The organism is Celeribacter sp., from assembly GCF_048261515.1.
Lineage (GTDB): Bacteria > Pseudomonadota > Alphaproteobacteria > Rhodobacterales > Rhodobacteraceae > Celeribacter.
On record NZ_JBLXFZ010000002.1, the window covers coordinates 413,529 to 430,479 of the forward strand.

The 16,951-nt window shown below is 62.2% G+C and carries 17 protein-coding genes; 7 read left to right on the forward strand and 10 right to left on the reverse strand.

The window, feature by feature from the left end:
- Nucleotides 1–99 precede the first annotated feature (99 nt).
- The 5 genes from ACN0SC_RS06890 to dusB form a co-directional block, all read right to left on the reverse strand.
- Nucleotides 100–1,503, reverse strand: coding sequence for a sigma-54-dependent transcriptional regulator (locus ACN0SC_RS06890; RefSeq protein ID WP_417248921.1), 1,404 nt, complete (start codon nt 1,501–1,503; stop codon nt 100–102).
- 15 nt (nt 1,504–1,518) lie between these two features.
- The gene (locus ACN0SC_RS06895; protein ID WP_417248922.1) at nt 1,519–3,801 is read right to left on the reverse strand and encodes an ATP-binding protein; all 2,283 of its coding nucleotides are present in this window, start codon (nt 3,799–3,801) and stop codon (nt 1,519–1,521) included.
- A 164-nt stretch (nt 3,802–3,965) separates the two neighbouring features.
- Complete coding sequence (locus ACN0SC_RS06900; protein WP_417248923.1) at nt 3,966–5,342, reverse strand: response regulator; 1,377 nt, start codon at nt 5,340–5,342, stop codon at nt 3,966–3,968.
- 81 nt (nt 5,343–5,423) lie between these two features.
- Nucleotides 5,424–6,500: a two-component system sensor histidine kinase NtrB gene (locus ACN0SC_RS06905; protein ID WP_417248924.1), complete on the reverse strand. Its 1,077-nt coding sequence runs from the start codon at nt 6,498–6,500 to the stop codon at nt 5,424–5,426.
- On the reverse strand, nt 6,497–7,423 hold the full coding sequence (gene dusB / locus ACN0SC_RS06910; RefSeq protein ID WP_417248960.1) for a tRNA dihydrouridine synthase DusB: 927 nt from the start codon (nt 7,421–7,423) through the stop codon (nt 6,497–6,499). Before dusB ends, ACN0SC_RS06905 begins: the two co-directional genes overlap by 4 nt.
- Nucleotides 7,424–7,697: 274 nt before the next feature.
- On the opposite strand from dusB, the gene ACN0SC_RS06915 reads away from it, so the two are divergent.
- The 3 genes from ACN0SC_RS06915 to ACN0SC_RS06925 are packed head-to-tail and all read left to right on the forward strand — an operon-like array spanning nt 7,698 to nt 9,888.
- A complete protein-coding gene (locus ACN0SC_RS06915) occupies nt 7,698–8,858 on the forward strand; it encodes a bifunctional 2-C-methyl-D-erythritol 4-phosphate cytidylyltransferase/2-C-methyl-D-erythritol 2,4-cyclodiphosphate synthase (protein WP_417248925.1) in 1,161 nt (386 codons plus the stop codon).
- Nucleotides 8,859–8,905: 47 nt separating this feature from the next.
- Nucleotides 8,906–9,406, forward strand: a complete 501-nt coding sequence (locus tag ACN0SC_RS06920; protein WP_417248926.1) for a phosphatidylglycerophosphatase A — start codon at nt 8,906–8,908, stop codon at nt 9,404–9,406.
- Nucleotides 9,403–9,888, forward strand: a complete 486-nt coding sequence (locus ACN0SC_RS06925) for a CinA family protein (RefSeq protein WP_417248927.1) — start codon at nt 9,403–9,405, stop codon at nt 9,886–9,888. Before ACN0SC_RS06920 ends, ACN0SC_RS06925 begins: the two co-directional genes overlap by 4 nt.
- Before the next feature lie 90 nt (nt 9,889–9,978).
- Here the strand turns inward: ACN0SC_RS06925 and ACN0SC_RS06930 are convergent, their stop codons facing one another.
- Complete coding sequence (locus tag ACN0SC_RS06930) at nt 9,979–10,434, reverse strand: type II toxin-antitoxin system RatA family toxin (protein WP_417248928.1); 456 nt, start codon at nt 10,432–10,434, stop codon at nt 9,979–9,981.
- Nucleotides 10,435–10,500: 66 nt separating this feature from the next.
- Here ACN0SC_RS06930 and hpt point away from each other — a divergent pair, with 66 nt between their 5' ends.
- A complete protein-coding gene (gene hpt, locus ACN0SC_RS06935) occupies nt 10,501–11,052 on the forward strand; it encodes a hypoxanthine phosphoribosyltransferase (protein ID WP_417248929.1) in 552 nt (183 codons plus the stop codon).
- A gap of 21 nt (nt 11,053–11,073) precedes the next feature.
- Here the strand turns inward: hpt and ACN0SC_RS06940 are convergent, their stop codons facing one another.
- Both ACN0SC_RS06940 and ACN0SC_RS06945 read right to left on the reverse strand, forming a co-directional pair.
- A complete protein-coding gene (locus ACN0SC_RS06940; RefSeq protein ID WP_417248930.1) occupies nt 11,074–11,700 on the reverse strand; it encodes a LysR substrate-binding domain-containing protein in 627 nt (208 codons plus the stop codon).
- Nucleotides 11,701–11,967, reverse strand: coding sequence for a LysR family transcriptional regulator (locus tag ACN0SC_RS06945; protein WP_417248931.1), 267 nt, complete (start codon nt 11,965–11,967; stop codon nt 11,701–11,703).
- A gap of 175 nt (nt 11,968–12,142) precedes the next feature.
- On the opposite strand from ACN0SC_RS06945, the gene ACN0SC_RS06950 reads away from it, so the two are divergent.
- On the forward strand, nt 12,143–12,637 hold the full coding sequence (locus ACN0SC_RS06950; protein WP_417248932.1) for a c-type cytochrome: 495 nt from the start codon (nt 12,143–12,145) through the stop codon (nt 12,635–12,637).
- Between the two features lie 136 nt (nt 12,638–12,773).
- Nucleotides 12,774–13,658: a c-type cytochrome gene (locus tag ACN0SC_RS06955; protein ID WP_417248933.1), complete on the forward strand. Its 885-nt coding sequence runs from the start codon at nt 12,774–12,776 to the stop codon at nt 13,656–13,658.
- Between the two features lie 3 nt (nt 13,659–13,661).
- Here ACN0SC_RS06955 and ACN0SC_RS06960 read toward each other — a convergent pair whose 3' ends face one another.
- Together ACN0SC_RS06960 and lipA are read right to left on the reverse strand one after the other, a co-directional pair.
- Complete coding sequence (locus tag ACN0SC_RS06960) at nt 13,662–14,786, reverse strand: THUMP domain-containing class I SAM-dependent RNA methyltransferase (protein ID WP_417248934.1); 1,125 nt, start codon at nt 14,784–14,786, stop codon at nt 13,662–13,664.
- A 94-nt stretch (nt 14,787–14,880) separates the two neighbouring features.
- Nucleotides 14,881–15,834 carry a lipoyl synthase gene (lipA, locus tag ACN0SC_RS06965; RefSeq protein WP_417248935.1) on the reverse strand — a complete coding sequence of 318 codons (954 nt, stop codon included), beginning with the start codon at nt 15,832–15,834 and terminating at the stop codon, nt 14,881–14,883.
- A gap of 254 nt (nt 15,835–16,088) precedes the next feature.
- On the opposite strand from lipA, the gene ACN0SC_RS06970 reads away from it, so the two are divergent.
- Entirely contained in the window at nt 16,089–16,640 is a 552-nt protein-coding gene (locus ACN0SC_RS06970; RefSeq protein ID WP_417248936.1) for a peroxiredoxin, read from the forward strand.
- The last annotated feature ends 311 nt before the right edge of the window (nt 16,641–16,951 follow it).

Below are 16,951 nucleotides of genomic sequence, written 5' to 3' on the forward strand. Positions count from 1 at the left end.
CACCCTTGTGAGCTTCATGTCCTTTGCCCCTTTATCGTCGCATTGCGACAGGGCTGCGCAAGCCATGGCACCAATCGTCCGCGCGGTCAACGCGCGCCGCTACTTGGCATCCTCTTCCACATAGGCCACGCGCCCACCCTGTTTGGAGCCTGTGACCACGCCAAGCGATTTGAGTTTGCGGTGCAGCGCGGAACGCTCCATGCCCACAAATGTCGCGGTGCGCGAGATATTGCCGCCGAAACGGTTGATCTGCGTCAGCAGATATTCACGCTCGAACATCTCGCGCGCCTCGCGCAGGGGCAATGTCGCGATCACGGGCGAGAGGATCGCACGGCCATCGTCCTCGGCCGTACCGTCCTGCTCGGGCAGTTCCGCCGCCTCGATCTCCCCCGTGCCTTCGCCAAGGATCAACACCCGCTCAATTACGTTCTTGAGCTGACGCACGTTTCCCGGCCATGACATCGTCTGGAGCAGCGCAGAGGCATCCTCCGAGAGCGTGCGCAGCGGGAGGCCTTGGGTGCGGTGGAATTCCTCGATGAAGCGCGCGGCCAGTTCGGGAATGTCCTCACGCCGCTTTTCAAGGCTCGGCACCTCGATCGGCACCACGTTAAGGCGGTGATACAATTCCTCGCGGAAACGCCCCTCGGCAATCTCCGTCTGGAGATCGCGGCTGGTTGAGGAAATCACCCGCAAATCCACCGTCACCTCCGAGGCCCCGCCGACACGGTTAAACCGCTGATCCACAAGCACACGCAGGATTTTCGACTGGGTGCCCAGCGGCATATCCGCCACCTCGTCGAAGAAAATCACTCCACCATTGGCCTCTTCCAAAAGCCCCTTCTCGATCCCGCGCTCGACGCTTTCGCGACCGAAGAGAACCTCCTCCATGCGGTCAGGCTCGATGGTGGCGGAGGAGACTGTCACGAAAGGAGCATCACGGCGATCCGAATGGGTATGAATGAACCGCGCGGCCACTTCCTTGCCCACGCCCGCAGGACCAGTGAGCATGACACGGCCGTTGGACTTGGTGACTTTATCGAGGTTGGATTTGAGTTGCTTGAAGGGCGCGGAGATGCCGAACATCTCGACCTCGCCACCGCCCGACCGTTTCAACGTGGCATTCTCGCGCCGCAGCGCGGCTGTCTCCATCGCGCGGCGCACCACAACCATCAACTGGTCAATGTTGAAAGGCTTCTCGATAAAATCATAGGCCCCCTGTTTGATGGCCGCCACCGCGATCTCGATATTTCCGTGGCCCGAAATGATGATGATCGGAACCTCGGGATGCTCGCGTTTGACGTGCTTAAGGATGTCGATCCCGTCCATCGAGCTGTCCTTGAGCCAGATGTCGAGAACCATCAGCGCGGGCACCGCCTCGCTGATCTCCTTCATGCAGGCATCAGAGCCTCCCGCCAGCCGCGTCTCATACCCCTCATCACGCAGGATATCCCCGATCAATTCGCGGATGTCCCGTTCGTCATCGACAATTAAAATGTCAGACATTGCTCAGCCCCCACATCAGCTTTCAACTGCAAGTTTACGTTTCAACTCTTCTTTTACCGATTTGGCACCTTCCGACTGCAACGACAGACGAATGGTTGCCATGGCGCCCACGCGCCCCGTGTCATCCAGCGGCGCGCCATCCTTGAGCGTCAGCGTGCCACCATGTTCCTCGATGATCTTCTTCACAATCGGCAGGCCCAACCCCGTGCCCTTTTCGCGCGTCGTCACATAGGGCTCGAACAGGCGCGAACGGTCTTCTGGCAGGCCGATACCATTGTCGGTCACGGTGATCACCGCATCCTCGCCATCCACATCAAGCGTGACCCGCACCCGCGCCGCATGACCCTCGGGTGCATCGCCGCTTTCGTGAAGGCTTTCAATGGCTTCTCCTGCGTTCTTTATCAGGTTTGTCAGGGCTTGACCGATCATGGTCGCATCCACTTCGGCCAGAGCGGTCTGAACGGAAATCTCGCACTGGATATCCACATCAGGCTGCGCATTGCGTTGCAACAGGACCGCGCCGTTCACCAACTCCACCAGATCCTGCTCCCGACGCTCAGGGCTGGGCATCCGCGCGAACTTGGAGAACTCGTCCACAATACGGCGAAGGTCGCCCGTCTGCCGCACGATCACACCCGTGTATTGCTCCAGATCGGCATAGGCATCCTCGTCGAGCCCTTTGCCGAACTTGCGAAGGATGCGCTCGGCTGACAACTGGATCGGGGTCAGCGGGTTCTTGATCTCATGGGCAATCCGCCGCGCCACATCGCCCCATGCCGCCATTCGCTGCGCACTTACAAGGTCGGTCACATCATCAAAAACGACCACATAGCCCTCAAGCGCGCCATTCACATCGCGCCGTGTCGCGATCCGCACCAGAAGGCTCTCCTGCGCCCCCGAGCGGATGAGCCGCAACTCTTCCTGCGCGATCTCGCGCCCCTGCGCGCGTAGCCCATCGTAGAGAGGACCAAATTCGGGCACGGCCACCGCAAGCGGCTCGCCCGACACATCGCGTTCACCCAGAGACAAAAGCGCGGTGGCAGACTTGTTGGTCAGCGTCACCTTGCCATCAGCATCAAGCGCAATCACGCCCGCCGTGACAGAGGACAGAACACTATCGAAGAGGCGGCGGCGGCGGTCGATCTGCTCGTTGCGCTCCAGAAGCGTGTCGCGCTGAACTTTAAGTTGCCCCGCCATCGCATTGAAAACACGCCCCAAAGTAGCAATCTCGTCGTCGCCTTTTTCTTCAATCACCCGCACATCCAGATCGCCCTCACCAACGCGCTGCGCCGCACCTGCCAGCCGCCCAACGGGCCGCGCAAGACGCTCGGCGAACCACAGGCCAAGCCATGTCGCGGCCAGAATGAGGATCAGCGCAAAGCCTATGTAGAGCAGACCGAACTCGAACAGCAGCCGCCCGCGCTCGCTTTCCAGCTGGTTATAAAGCGCGATGGTTTCCTGCGTTTCGTCAAGAAGGTTCAGGATGCCCCCGTCCACCTCACGGGTGACGTAGAGATAGCGGTCGGCAAAGCCCGACAGACGTTGCAGCGCACGGCTCTCGTTGCGGTCCCAATCGTCGATCAGCACCAACTCTCCCGATTCCGCGCGGTCCAGTTCTTCCTCTGTGGGGCGTTCGTAGTCGAAGAGATAGGAGCGTTCACCACGGGCACGGATCTCCCCCGCGCGGTCAATGACATAGGCTTCGCGCAACCCGCGCTGGATCAGACCCTGCCCCTGATTGAGCGCCACGCGCAACGCCCCGTCAGGCAGGATCGTCACATTGCGCCGCCGCTCGGTCAGGTAGGCAGCAAGTGCGCGGGTGTCTTCGGCCAGCCCTTCGCGGTGTTCCGATTCATAGGCCGTCGCGGCGGAAAGCGAGGAGCCGACCACGTTTCGCACCCGCTCCGAGAACCAGCCTTCGAGGCCGAAATTCACCGTCACAACGGCAAACACCGCCACCGTCACTGTCGGGATCAGCGCCAGAAGGACGAAAACCCCTGTCAGCCGCAGGTGCAACCGCGACCCCGCCGAATGGGCCCGCCGCGCCGCGATCATGCGCGCAACGCGGGCTGCAACCAGCCCCGCCACGACAAGCACATAGATCAGGTCGCTGAGAAGAATGAGCCGCAGCGGCGTGGAAACAGCAGGATGATCGAGAGGGCCAAGCACGAGGAAGGTCGCCACGGCCAGAACAGGACCGAGCACGAAAACCGAGAGCGTCGCAAGGTTTTGCCACCGACGCGCGCGTCGCAGGCGTTGCAGCCTGTTCCAACTCTCCCTGCCGATCGACCGTTGCAAAATCGCCCCGCCCCCAACCTGACACCGATACCACCGCCTCGCAGGGTCACGAAGCAAGAGGCACACGGACTACCTCGTCTGCGGCGTTGCTCCGCCGCTCGCGCCGCGTCGTCGAAGAGTGACAGATTCGTCACTGCGCCCTCAAAGACACGATTGTGGCCGTTTTACATCAGTTTGCGGCGGCGTGTCACCTGAATACCGAGGTCATTGATCTTTTTACGCAAGGTATTGCGGTTGATGCCGAGCAAATCGGCACATTTAGCCTGATTTCCGCCAACCGCATCCAGCGAGATTTCGATGAGCGGAAGCTCCACTTCGCGCAAAATCCGCTGATAAAGCCCTGGAGGCGGCAGGACACCGCCGTGCAGATCGAAATAGCGACGCAGGTGTTTTGCCACCGAGGACGAGAGCTTTTCGCCTTCGCCGCCCCCCTGAAGCGGCTCCATCGCGGGCTGGTTGCCCAGAACGGCCTCCACATCAGCGCGCGAGATTTCCTCTTCGGGCGAAGTCAGCACGAGACGGCGGATGGTGTTTTCCAACTGCCGCACGTTGCCAGGCCAGCTATAGCTGCGCACTAGGTCCATCGCATCGTCGGTAAATCGACGCAGGTTCAGCCCCTCGCGCTCGGCCTTGGCAAAGAAATGCTCGGCCAGAAGCGGGATGTCATCGACCCGCTCGCGCAGGGATGGCACCGCAACGCTCACCCCGCCGAGGCGGTAGTAAAGGTCTTGGCGGAACACGCCGCTTTCCATTTTCGAGGACAGGTTGGCCTGCGATGTGGCCATGATGCGCGGAGCGTTGTCGGTGAAGCTGTCGAGCATCCGCACCACGCGGGCCTGCGCCTCCTCATCCAGATCGCCCACCTCGTCAAAGAGAATCGAGCCGTTGCGCGCCCGAGAGATGACCGAAGCAGGCCCCTCCATCGTCGCCAGATCGGAGGCTGACACCACCACGAAAGGCAGCGTGCGGCGGTCGGAGAAGTCGTGGATCGCGCGGGCGATGAGGCTTTTTCCCGTCCCGCTTTCGCCCGTCACCAGCACGGGCAGATCGGTGTTCATCACGCGGGCAACAAGGCGGTAAAGCGTCTGCATCGCAGGTGTTCGTCCCACCAGCGGCAAATCCTCGCGCGCGGCCTCCGAAGGAGCCTTGGCATTGGACGGCGCGGGGTTGACGCGACGTTTGACTTCCAGCGCCTTGGCCGCCCGCTTCATCAGATCGGGCAGGTCGAAAGGCTTGGGCAGGTAGTCGAAGGCTTCCGCTTCCGCGGCCTGAATGGCGGTCATGATGGTGTTTTGCGCGGAGATCACGATGACGGGCAGGCCGGGACGTTCCTCGGCAATCCGCGGAAGCGCCTCAAGGCCGTTACCATCGGGCATCATCACGTCCGAGATCACCAGATCCCCCTTCCCCTCTTCGACCCAACGCATGAGCGTCACAAGCGAGGAGGTGGCGTGGACCTTGCAACCCGCACGGGTCAAGGCCTGCGTGAGGACCGTGCGGATCGTGCGGTCGTCGTCGGCAACGAGAATTGTACCGTCCATATCTGTTTCTCCTTCAATGTGCCGCGTGTGGCCCGTTGTGTCGGGCGAGGCGGTCCGTATCGGTGTCGTGCCCGCGATGCATCAGTCGGCATCCTTGGGGGCAACGGGAAGCGAAATGCGGAAGACAGTGTGACCAGGCACGCTGTCGACCGAAACCCAACCTTCGTGATCGGAGATAATCTTCGAGACCAGCGCAAGGCCAAGCCCTGTGCCGTTCTCACGCCCCGATACGAAGGGTTCAAAAATGTCCTGCGCGATCTCGGGCGGCAGGCCCGGACCGTCGTCGATGATCTCCACCTGAAGCGGCAAGGCGCCCCCCGTGCCGTCACGTCGGCGCAGGCGCAGAGAGATGTCATAGAACGTGCGCACACGGATGGTGCCACCGTCCTTGCCTGCGGCTTCCGAGGCGTTCTTGAACAGGTTGAGAAAGACCTGAAGCAACTGATCGGCATCGACATAGGTGTGCGGCAGCGAGGGATCGAATTCCTCCACGAACCGCATATTCGCGCCATAGGAGACTTCCGCCGACTTGCGCGCGCGATCGAGAAGGTCGTGGACATTGACCGAGCTGCGCGCGGGTGGGCGCAGGTTGCCAAATTGCTCGACCTGCTCCAGAAGCGCCACGATGCGGCGGCTTTCGGCCACGATCAGATCGGTAAGTTCAAGGTCGTCCTTGTCGAGGTTCATCGACAAAAGCTGTGCCGCGCCTGTGATCCCCGCTAGCGGGTTCTTGATCTCATGGGCGAGCATTTCAGCCATGCCAATGGCAGATCGGGCCGATTTCTTTACCTGATGGGAACGGCCCAGACGGTCGGCAATGTGGCGCGGTTCCATCAGCAGAAGCACGCTGTCTTCCTGCCCCTGAAGCGGCGCAAGCTGGATATTGCATTGCACGGGTGCCGCGTTGCCGCCCGACACGTCCACGTTATTAATGAACATCGGAGAGACATTGCGCCGCACGCGTGCAAGCGCCTCTTCGAGCGGCGCGTCGATCGCGAGCTTGTCGAGAACAGGCACGCCCGTAAGCGATTTCACCGAGGCGTTGAGGAAGAGTTCTGCGGCGGGGTTGATTCCCACGATCAGATCATCTTCCGAGATCACCAGCGAGGGCACGGGCAGCGAGGCCCAAAGGTTGTCCAGATTGACGTCGTCACTCATGCTGCCACTCCCTCTCCAGTCAGTGCTTCAAACAGCGTGTCCAGAACGGCACGCGGATCACGTTCAGTTAAAACCGCACGGCGCAGATCTGGGGAGCTGCGGGCGGTGTCCATGTACCAGCCGAGATGCTTGCGCATCACACGGCTTCCCAGATCGCGGCCATAGAAGGACAGCCCTGCCTCATAGTGGTCGCAGGCCATCCGCGCGAAATCCGCACCTTTCGGCACCTTCGGCGCGGGCGCACCCACCATGTTTGCGGCGACCTCGGCCAGAATCCATGGCGCGCCCTGCGCCCCGCGTCCGATCATCACCCCGTCTGCGCCCGATTGCGCCATAGCCGTGCGCGCGGCCTTGGGATCGGTAATGTCGCCATTTGCAATCACGGGAATGGACACGGCCTCTTTCACCGCTCGGATCGCGGCCCAATCGGCATGTCCTTTATAAAACTGACAGCGCGTGCGGCCGTGGATGGTGATCATCTGGATGCCCGCCGCTTCGGCGCGTCGCGCCAGTTCGGGCGCGTTCATCAGGTCGTCATCCCAACCCAGCCGCGTCTTGAGTGTCACGGGCACGTCCACCGCGCCCACCACCGCGTCGATCAGCGTCAGCGCGTGGTCGAGGTCGCGCATGAGTGCCGAGCCAGAGTAGCCTGAAACCACCTTCTTCGCAGGGCAGCCCATATTAATGTCGATGATCCGCGCGCCATTGCCTGCCGCCATTTTCGCAGCCAGCGCCATCGGTTCGGCCTCGCGTCCGGCAAGCTGCACGGCGGTGTTCTCCACCCCGAAGCCAAGCTCGGCCTTTTCACGCGATCCAGGACGGGCGTTCAGCATGTCGTGGCTGGCGACCATCTCGGAGACCACGAGGCCCGCGCCGAAGGAAGACACCAGATTGCGGAAGGGCAAATCTGTGATTCCTGCCATTGGGGCAAGAAAAACGGGCGGGTCGAGGGTGATGTCTGCCAAACGAACAGGCAAGCGATTAATCCTTGTGCGGTGCCCCCTTGTCGTATCGGGCTGCTCAAGAAGGCGCAAAGGGTTTAGGGGTATTTCTGCGCGGAAAAATTGCATTGCCTAAAATTTAATCACTCACCCTGCGCGCAGCACCCCATTCTGACGCGGAAACCGCAGGTTGCAAAAGGTCGCGGCCTGCACGAGAGGATTGCCAGCAGCGCACGCGGTCGGTATCTCCCCCTGCATGACATGCGCAGCCCTCATCGTCGCCGCAGGCCGCGGCACCCGTATCGGTGGTGAAACGCCGAAACAGTGGCGCCCGCTCGGGGCGGCCCGCGTGATCGACCATGCCATCGCCGCCTTCACGGGTCACGTCGAAACACTCGTGGTGGTCCACCATCCGCAAGACGCGGATTTGGCCGAAGACCTGCGCACGACCTATCCCGACCTGATCCTCGTGGCAGGCGGCGCGACCCGTGCCGCCTCGGTGCGTGCAGGGTTGGCGGCACTTGAGGGAAGCGCCGTCGAAAAGGTTTTGATCCACGACGCGGCGCGCGCCCTCACCCCGCCCGAAGTCATCCAGGGCGTGATCGACGCCCTCGCACATGGCCCCGCCGCCGCCCCTGCCCTGCCCGTGGTCGATGCGCTTTGGCGCGGCGACGGCGACATGGTTGTCGGTACGGCAAGCCGCGAGGGGCTCTATCGGGCACAGACACCGCAAGGGTTCGCGCGCGACACGATCACCGCCGCCCATGCCGCCTTTGATGGCGAGGCCGCCGATGATGTGGAAGTGGCCCGCGCCTTCGGTCTGCCCGCAACCATCACCAAGGGGCATGAAGACAATTTCAAGATCACCCACGCCGAGGATTTCGCCCGTGCGGAAGCCACCCTCGCCGCGCGGGTCAGCACAGGAGACAGGCCAATGAACATCCGTCTTGGCAATGGTTACGATGTCCACCGTTTCGGAGAAGGCGATCACGTCTGGCTGTGCGGTGTCAAAATCCCCCACGGGCGCGGCCTTCAGGGCCATTCGGACGCTGATGTGGGAATGCACGCGCTCACGGATGCGCTCTATGGCGCGCTGGCCGAGGGTGATATCGGGCGTCACTTCCCGCCCACCGACCCGCAGTGGAAAGGCGCAGAGAGCCATATCTTCCTGCGTCACGCCATGGAACGGGTGCGCGCCCGCGGGTTCGAGTTGAGCAATTGCGACGTGACACTGATCTGCGAACGACCCAAGATCGGCCCGCACGCAGAGGCGATGCAACAGGTGCTGGCCGAGATCATGGGCGTCGAGGCGGGCCGCGTCTCGGTCAAGGCGACCACCTCGGAGCGACTCGGCTTTACAGGCCGCGAGGAAGGCATCGCCGCCATCGCCACCGCCGCGCTGCAATCGCGCGCCTGAGCCAAGAAATTGAGTGCCACGAGGCACAAAAAGGAACGGACAAAGCCATGAAAGAACTCGCCGAGGTTTTCGCCACATTCGCCCGCGTGGGCTATCTCAAGCCCGCACCGGGGACATGGGGATCACTGGCCGCCGTGCCGCTTTTCTGGGCGCTGCACGAGGCGGCGGGGCCTTTTGCCGTGGTGGCGGGGATCGTTGTGGTCTTTATCGTGGGCCTGTGGTCGACGGGCGAGATGACACGCGGCGCGCTTGACCATGACCCCTCCGAGATCGTGATCGACGAGGTTGCAGGGCAATGGATTGCGCTGCTGCCCATCTCGATCGGCGCGGCTTATATGGGCGTGGACAGCTCCAAACTCTGGCCGGGCTACCTCGCGGGCTTTCTCGCCTTCCGCCTCTTTGACATCTGGAAACCGCTGTGGATCGGGAAAGCGGATGCGCGCGGGGATGCGCTTGGCGTGATGCTCGACGATGTGATTGCGGGGGTCTTTGCCGCCGTGGTGGTGGTCGCACTGGCCGCCCTGTCACACGGAATGATGCGGATATGAGCGGAACCGATGCCCTCGCCGCCGCCGTCCTTGATGCCGCGCGCGCCAAAGGAATGACGCTGGCCACCGCCGAAAGCTGCACGGGTGGGCTGATCGCAGGCGCTCTCACGGAAATCGCAGGCAGCTCCGATGTCGTGGATCGCGGCTTTGTCACCTATTCCAACACCGCCAAAACAGGAATGCTCGGCGTCTCGCCCACCACTCTTGCCGCCCATGGCGCGGTTTCAGAAGAGGTTGCCCGCGAGATGGCCGAGGGTGCGCGGGTGCATGGTGGCGTCGATATTGCGGTCTCGGTCACGGGCATCGCGGGGCCAGGGGGCAGTGAGCACAAGCCCGAGGGCCGCGTCTGCTTCGGTCTGGCCACGGCACAGGGTGTGGCCACCGAGACGGTAGAATTTGGCGCTCTGGGCCGCGCGCAGGTGCGCGAGGCTACGGTGCGACACGCTCTGGCAGCCCTCCTTGCACGGCTGCGCGACGGGTAAAGACGGCGCACGCAGTCACCCATTTCGCGGCTCTCATCGCCCCATGTCTCTTCTGCTTTGCTTGGCCTATCCGCGCTTGGTGCGGACGGATCAGACCCCTGCGCCGTAGAGATCCTGTGCGCGTCGCTCGAAAGCCCGCACGATGCGATGCATAGCCTCGTTGAACACCACGCCGATCACCCCTTGCAGGATCGCGTTCTTGAACTCGAAATCCACGAAGAATTCGACCTCGCAGCCGCCACCTTCGGCATCGCGGAACTTCCACCAGCTTTTCATATAGCGGAAGGGACCGTCGAGATATTCGGTGTCGATGCGCATGTCTTGCGGATAGAGCGCCACGCGGGAGCCGAATTTCTCACGGAAAACCTTGAAGGAAATCACCAGATCGGCGTGCATGATCTCATGATCGCCCTTATCCTCGCGCGAGCGGATACGCGCAGCCGCATTCCACGGCAAAAACTGCGGATAACGCTCCACGTCCGCAACAAGATCGTACATTTGCTGCGCCGTATACGGCAGGTGTTTTGTCTCTTGATGCGTCGGCATGGTCTCTAGTGCTTTAATTGTTCTGTGATATCTCTTAAACGGGAACGGGAATTGCAAGGGGATAGCATGACGCAGCGGCCATATCACATCGAAGAAATGATCTCGGCCAAGGCGATTGCCGCACGGATCGAGGATCTGGCGCGCGAAATCCGCCGTGCCTATTCGGAAACGGACAAGCTGGTCGTCGTTGGCCTCTTGCGCGGATCCTTCGTCTTCATCGCCGATCTCGTGCGCGAGTTGGACATGAATGTGGAGGTCGATTTTCTCGAAGCCTCCTCCTACGGCAATGCCACCGAATCTTCCCGTGAGGTGAAAATCCTCAAGGATCTGCGCGGCCCCATCGAGGGGCGCGACGTTCTGGTGGTGGAAGACATCGTGGACACGGGGCATACGCTCCATGCCGTGCTGGACCTGTTGCGGGCACGCAGGCCCAACAAACTGGAAACCATCGCGCTTCTCGACAAACCCGTGCGACGCGAAGTCGATCTCAAGGCGACATGGACGGGCTTCGACATCCCCGACGCATTCGTTGTGGGCTACGGCATCGATTTTGCACAGGCCAACCGCAACCTGCCCTTTATCGGCTCGGTGGTCTTTGACGATGATGCGGCGGAATAGTTCCGCCGCACTCCTCTAAAATCACGCGCTGTTACTCGCTTCCGTTGGAATGATGCCGAGCAGGCGATCACTCTGCGCGGCCAGTGCTGCCGCCACCCGACGCCGCGCCAGACGCAGCCGCGGCGCATCGGCCAGATCGGCGTGAGACGCGACAAACACAGGGATCGGCGAAATCTCCAGCGGTGGCGCGATACGGTGCAGCTTGGGTGAGGCATCCCCGAGGACACAGGGTAAAACCACACGGCCAAGCCCCGCCTCCGCCATCGCACGCAGGGTGAGGAAGCTGTCGGCGGCGGCGACCAGCTTGATGCCCTTCGGCTCCATCGCCTCCATGAACCGCTGCGCGAAATGCGCCCGCGCAATCACGCCCGACAGGCCGAGCCAGTGGTCTGGCGGCACATCATCGGCGGAATAAAACCCCACACCCAGCTGTGCGGCAACTTCGCCGTAAAGATCGTCGGGCAGCTTGAACGTCGGGCGCACCGTCACATCGGCGTGCATTCGCGACAGATCAAGATGGGCATTGGAGCACAGAAGCTCAAAGGAGAGATCATCGGCCTGCTTGGTCAGCCGCGCCACGATCTCGGGCAGAACCGCATGGCAGAAGGTATCGGTCGAGGTCACACGGATCACCCCCGCAAGCGGCACCTACCCCGCGCGCGCCAGCCGCTCGACCGCCCCCACGGCGGCCTCGACCTCGCGCGCCGCCTCGATCAGCCGCAATTTCTCTGGCGCAATCTCGTAGCCGCGCACCGATTTCTCGAAAAGCTCCACCCCAAGCCGCGCCTCAATCCCCGCCACCCGTCGCAGGACCGTCGCGTGGTTGACGCCCAACTCGCGAGCCGCCCCCGACACCGAACCCGCGCGCGCCACCGCAAGCACATATCTATAGTCGTCCCAGTTCGCTTTGTGCATATTTCCCTCAACTCCCCGCAAGAATGGTAAGTTTACTTTACCATGGACACAGGTAGGCTGACTTTGAGGGAGATCACATTCCGCAAACTCGCGCACAATCTGCGGGTCGTTCGGTTCTCACCCACATGGCCCCGCCCCTCATCCGCTCTGAAAGCGAGATCGAAAGGAGACTACCATGACCATCCTGACCACGTTTCACAGCCTTCCCCGCGTCACTCTGGCGCTTGCCGCGGCTGCGACCCTTGCCCTTGGCGTGCCCCACGCAGAAGCGCAGGACGCCGCATCCGCCGCCGTAAAAGCCCGCCAGTCGCACATGCAGCTCTACGCCTATAACCTCGGCATCCTCGGCGGCATGGCGCGCGGCCTTGTGGACTATGACGCCGCCACAGCACAAACCGCCGCCGACAACCTTTCCACGCTGGCACATATGGACACGCGCAGCTACTGGCTGCCCGGCACGGCCATGGGCGAACAGGACGGCTCCAACGCCCTGCCAGCAATCTGGGAAGACGGCTCCGACATCGGCGCGAAAGCGGGCGATCTTGCTGCAGCCACCGAGGCCTTGCAAGCAGCCGCGGGCAGCGATCTGGCCGCGTTGCAAGGCGCAATGGGACCGCTTGGTGCCGCCTGTAGCGCATGTCACAAGAGCTATCGCCACTCCGACGAGTGAGATCATCCGCGCACTTTGAATCCACACGGAAAGCACGCTACACTCACGGATAACACATCATGTGAACGAGGGGCGGCGCAGGCCGCCCTTTCCGACTGTTCGACCGCCTGTCCATTGAGCCACACGGAGCCACCCCATGCGCCGCCTTGTTTCCCTCATCCTTGCCGCCGCTGTGATCGGTCTGGCCGTCTTCTGGATTCTCACCATGCCGAAACAGGCCGATGAAGAGCGGCTTGCAGGGATCACGCCCGACCTTGAGCGTGGCGAGTTTGTCTATATCGCGGGGGGCTGTGCCTCCTGTCACGCGGGCGTCGACGGGGATGCGGAAGCGCTTGAGGGCGGCATGGCGCTCGCCTCGCCCTTCGGCACCTTCCACGCGCCCAATATCTCGCCCTCGGATGCGGGCATCGGCGGCTGGACCGCGCAGGATCTCGCCTCCGCGCTCTGGCATGGCACCTCGCCCGAGGACAAACACTACTACCCCGCCTTCCCCTACGCCTCCTACGTGCGTATGAGCGCCGAGGATGTGGTCTCGCTCCACGCCTATCTAATGACTCTGCCGCCGTCCGATGTGGCCTCCCTGCCCCATGAGATCGGCTTTCCCTTTAACATCCGGCGTCTTCTTGGCGGGTGGAAACTCCTGTTCCTCAACGACGATCCCGTTCTCGAAGACCCCAACCTCACGCCTGAAGAGCAGCACGGGCAATATCTGGTCGAGGGCCTCAGCCACTGCGGCGAATGCCATACGCCGCGCAATGCGCTTGGCGGGATGAAGCGGAGCGAATGGCTTGCGGGCGCACCAAACCCTGCGGGCAAAGGCACCATTCCCAACATCACCCCCGCCGAACTTGACTGGTCGGAGGCCGACATCGCCTATTATCTGGAGACGGGTTTCACCCCCGACTACGACAGCGTCGGCGGGCATATGGCACATGTGGTGGACAACTACGGCAAACTCGCGCCAGAAGATCGGGCCGCGGTGGCAGCCTATCTCAAACGCGTCCCGCCCGTTGCCCGATAACGCCTAGAGCGGATCGGTGCGGTAGAGGCGGACCTTGAGCCCACCGTGAGCAATGGGGGCCTCCACGGGCAGCCACGGCAGTTTCGTCGCTTCAGCGAGTTGCGCCTCCGATGTCACCATGCCGACACGCCAGCCTTTGAACTCTTCGCGCATCTTATCCCCGAAGGCACCGTAGAGGGCGAAGAGATCCTTCTTCTTACCCACCCGCGCGCCATAGGGCGGGTTGACCACGACAAGACCCGCAGGCCCCTCGGGCCGTGATATCGCGGAGACGGGTTTTGGCGCGAAGGTGATGAGATCGCCCACCCCTGCCCGTGCGGCATTCTCACCCGCCATGCCGATGACATTCACGTTGCGATCCGAGCCGTAGAAATGCAGATCGGTGTCGCGCTCGGCCCAAGCCTCACGCAAGCCCGCCACCGCCTCGGCATCGAAGGTCGCCAGACGCTCGAAAGCAAAGCCGCGACCGCGCCCCGCCATAAGCCCCCGCGCAATCTCCGCCGCTTCAATCGGAAAGGTGCCAGAGCCGCACATCGGGTCCAGCACAGGTTCGCGCCCCGCATAGCCACAGGCCCGCAGGATCAGCGCCGCCATTGTCTCGCGCATCGGCGCCTTGCCCATAGCCTGTTTGAAGCCGCGCTTGTGCAGCCCGTCGCCGCTGGTATCGACCGAGAGGATTACGTTGTTGTCGTCGATCCGCGCCTTGATCACGATCTGTGCATCTTCCAGACCTTCGGCAATCGGTGCGCCGAATTCCTCCGCAATTGCCCGTTCCAACCGCTCTGTGGCCGCGCCCGCGTGGTAGATCTTGGATTTGCGGTTGGTGGCGACCTCGACCTTGACCCGATGGCCTTCGGTCAGGACATCGCCCCACGGGAATTTCCGCGCCCGCTTGTCGAGTTGTGCAAGGTGGAAAGCACGAAACGTGCCGATCCGTGCCAGCACCTTCGACGCGCCGCGCAGCACCAGATTGGCCCGCCACACATCCGCCCAAGTGCCCTCGAACGTCACCCCGCCCCCAGTGGGGGACACGCCGAGAAAGCCCGCCTCCACCATCTCGTCGGCAAGGTAGGTCTCCAACCCCGGAGGGCAGGCACAGAAAATCTCGAAAGGGGTGCTTTGTATCATGATGGCCTGTCTAACGGCAATCACGGGCGCCGCAAACGAAAAAGGCCGCCCGCGACGGGACGGCCTCTTTGAATAGATGCGGCGCAGGCGCGGATCAGGCGCGACCGAGTTTCTTGAGACGGTTCTCGCGCAGCTTCGCGAAATCGTCACCCGCGTGATAGGAGGAGCGCGTCAGCGGCGAGGCGGACACCATCAGGAAGCCTTTGTTATAGGCCGCGCGTTCGTAGACCTTGAATTCCTCGGGCGTCACAAACCGATCCACCGCGTGGTGCTTCGGCGTTGGCTGCAAATACTGGCCGATGGTGAGGAAGTCGATGTCGGCGGCGCGCATGTCCTCCATGACCTGAATGACGGCCTGCTTATCCTCGCCGAGCCCCACCATGATGCCCGATTTGGTAAACATAGACGGGTCGATCTCCTTGACCCGCTGAAGCAGGCGCAGCGAATGGAAATACCGCGCACCGGGGCGCACTTCGGGATAGAGACCGGGGACGGTTTCGAGGTTGTGGTTGAACACATCGGGTTTCGCCGCAACCACCACTTCCAACGCACTGTCGTCGCAGCGGATGAAGTCGGGCGTCAGGATCTCAATGGTGGTGTCGGGCGACCGCTTGCGGATCGCGCGGATCGTCATGGCGAAATGCTCCGCCCCGCCGTCCTCGATATCGTCGCGGTCCACGGAGGTGATCACGACGTGATTGAGGCCGAGCTTTTGAACCGCATCAGCCACACGGCCCGGCTCGAACACATCAAGCTCCTCTGGCGGCTTGCCCGTTGCGATGTTGCAGAAGGAACAAGCCCGCGTGCAGACCTCACCCATGATCATCATCGTGGCGTGGCCCTGCGACCAGCATTCGCCCGCGTTCGGACAACCCGCCTCTTCGCAGACCGTCACCAGCTTGTGCTCGCGCATGATGGCATGGGTCTTCTTGTAGCCCTGCGACGTGGGGGCCTTCACCCTGATCCAGTCGGGTTTCTTGGGCTGGGCGTTATCGGGGCGGTGCGCCTTTTCGGGGTGGCGCTGCTCGGGGATCTTGAGATCACGCATGGTCGGGTCTGCCTTTCGTGCCTTTGAAGGATCATATAGTGGCAGCGCACACAAATGTCTCGCAAAATCCGTCATGCCAGCACCACGCGCCAAGGCATTTCTGCACCTGCATTGTAGCCCAATGAGAATCATTCTAAATAGACCCCAAGAGCGCGGCACGCCATGACTGCACAGCCGCCGCGCCATCCTGTTTCACCCAAGGCCCTGTGCCTGACCGACGCGGATATACCGCGCAAATAAACGGAGTTCTCATTATGAAAGCTGGCTTCAAACTGCCCGATGTTACTTTCCACACCCGCGTGCGCGACGAGAGCATCGGCGGCGACAACCCGTTCCGCTGGGAAGACAAGACCACTGCCGACTATTTCGCGGACAAACGCGTCGTTCTCTTCTCCCTGCCTGGCGCGTTCACGCCCACCTGCTCGACCTACCAGCTGCCTGGTTTCGAGAACGGCTTTGACGATTTCAAAGCGAAGGGCATCGACGAAATCTACTGCATGTCCGTAAACGACAGCTTCGTGATGAACAAATGGGCGCAGAGCCAGAACCTTGAAAACGTTAAGGTAATTCCTGACGGCTCTGGTGAGTTCACCCGTCGCATGGGGATGCTCGTGCGCAAAGACAACCTCGGCTTTGGTCTGCGCTCGTGGCGCTATGCCGCCGTGGTCAACAACGGCGTTATTGAAGCATGGTTCGAAGAGCCAGGCCTTGCCGACAACCACCCCGAAGATCCCTATGGCGTCTCCTCGCCCGAAACCGTTCTGGCCTATCTCGAAGAGGCCTCCAAGAGCGTCGCAGCCGAGTAATCGGCCCGCCCGTTCCCTTTCGGGCACCTATGCACTCACGACACGGCGCGCGGGAAACTGCGCGTCGCTTTTCTTTGGACAAGAGATGTGGTGTGCTGATGGTCCGCGCGACACTGAGCCACCCTTTCGCAGTCGCAGCATTTTCGCGCCATTTCCCGCCCCGCTCGCGCCCCCTGCCCGCTATCGAATAACGGGCTTGCGAATAGGTCATAGGTCACAGGCCGCCGCGCAATCCGAGAGATTGCCCTGCGGGACCGGCCTGCCGGGGCTCCGCCCGTTCGAGCCTCAATCGCTCCACTGGAGCGATTGCC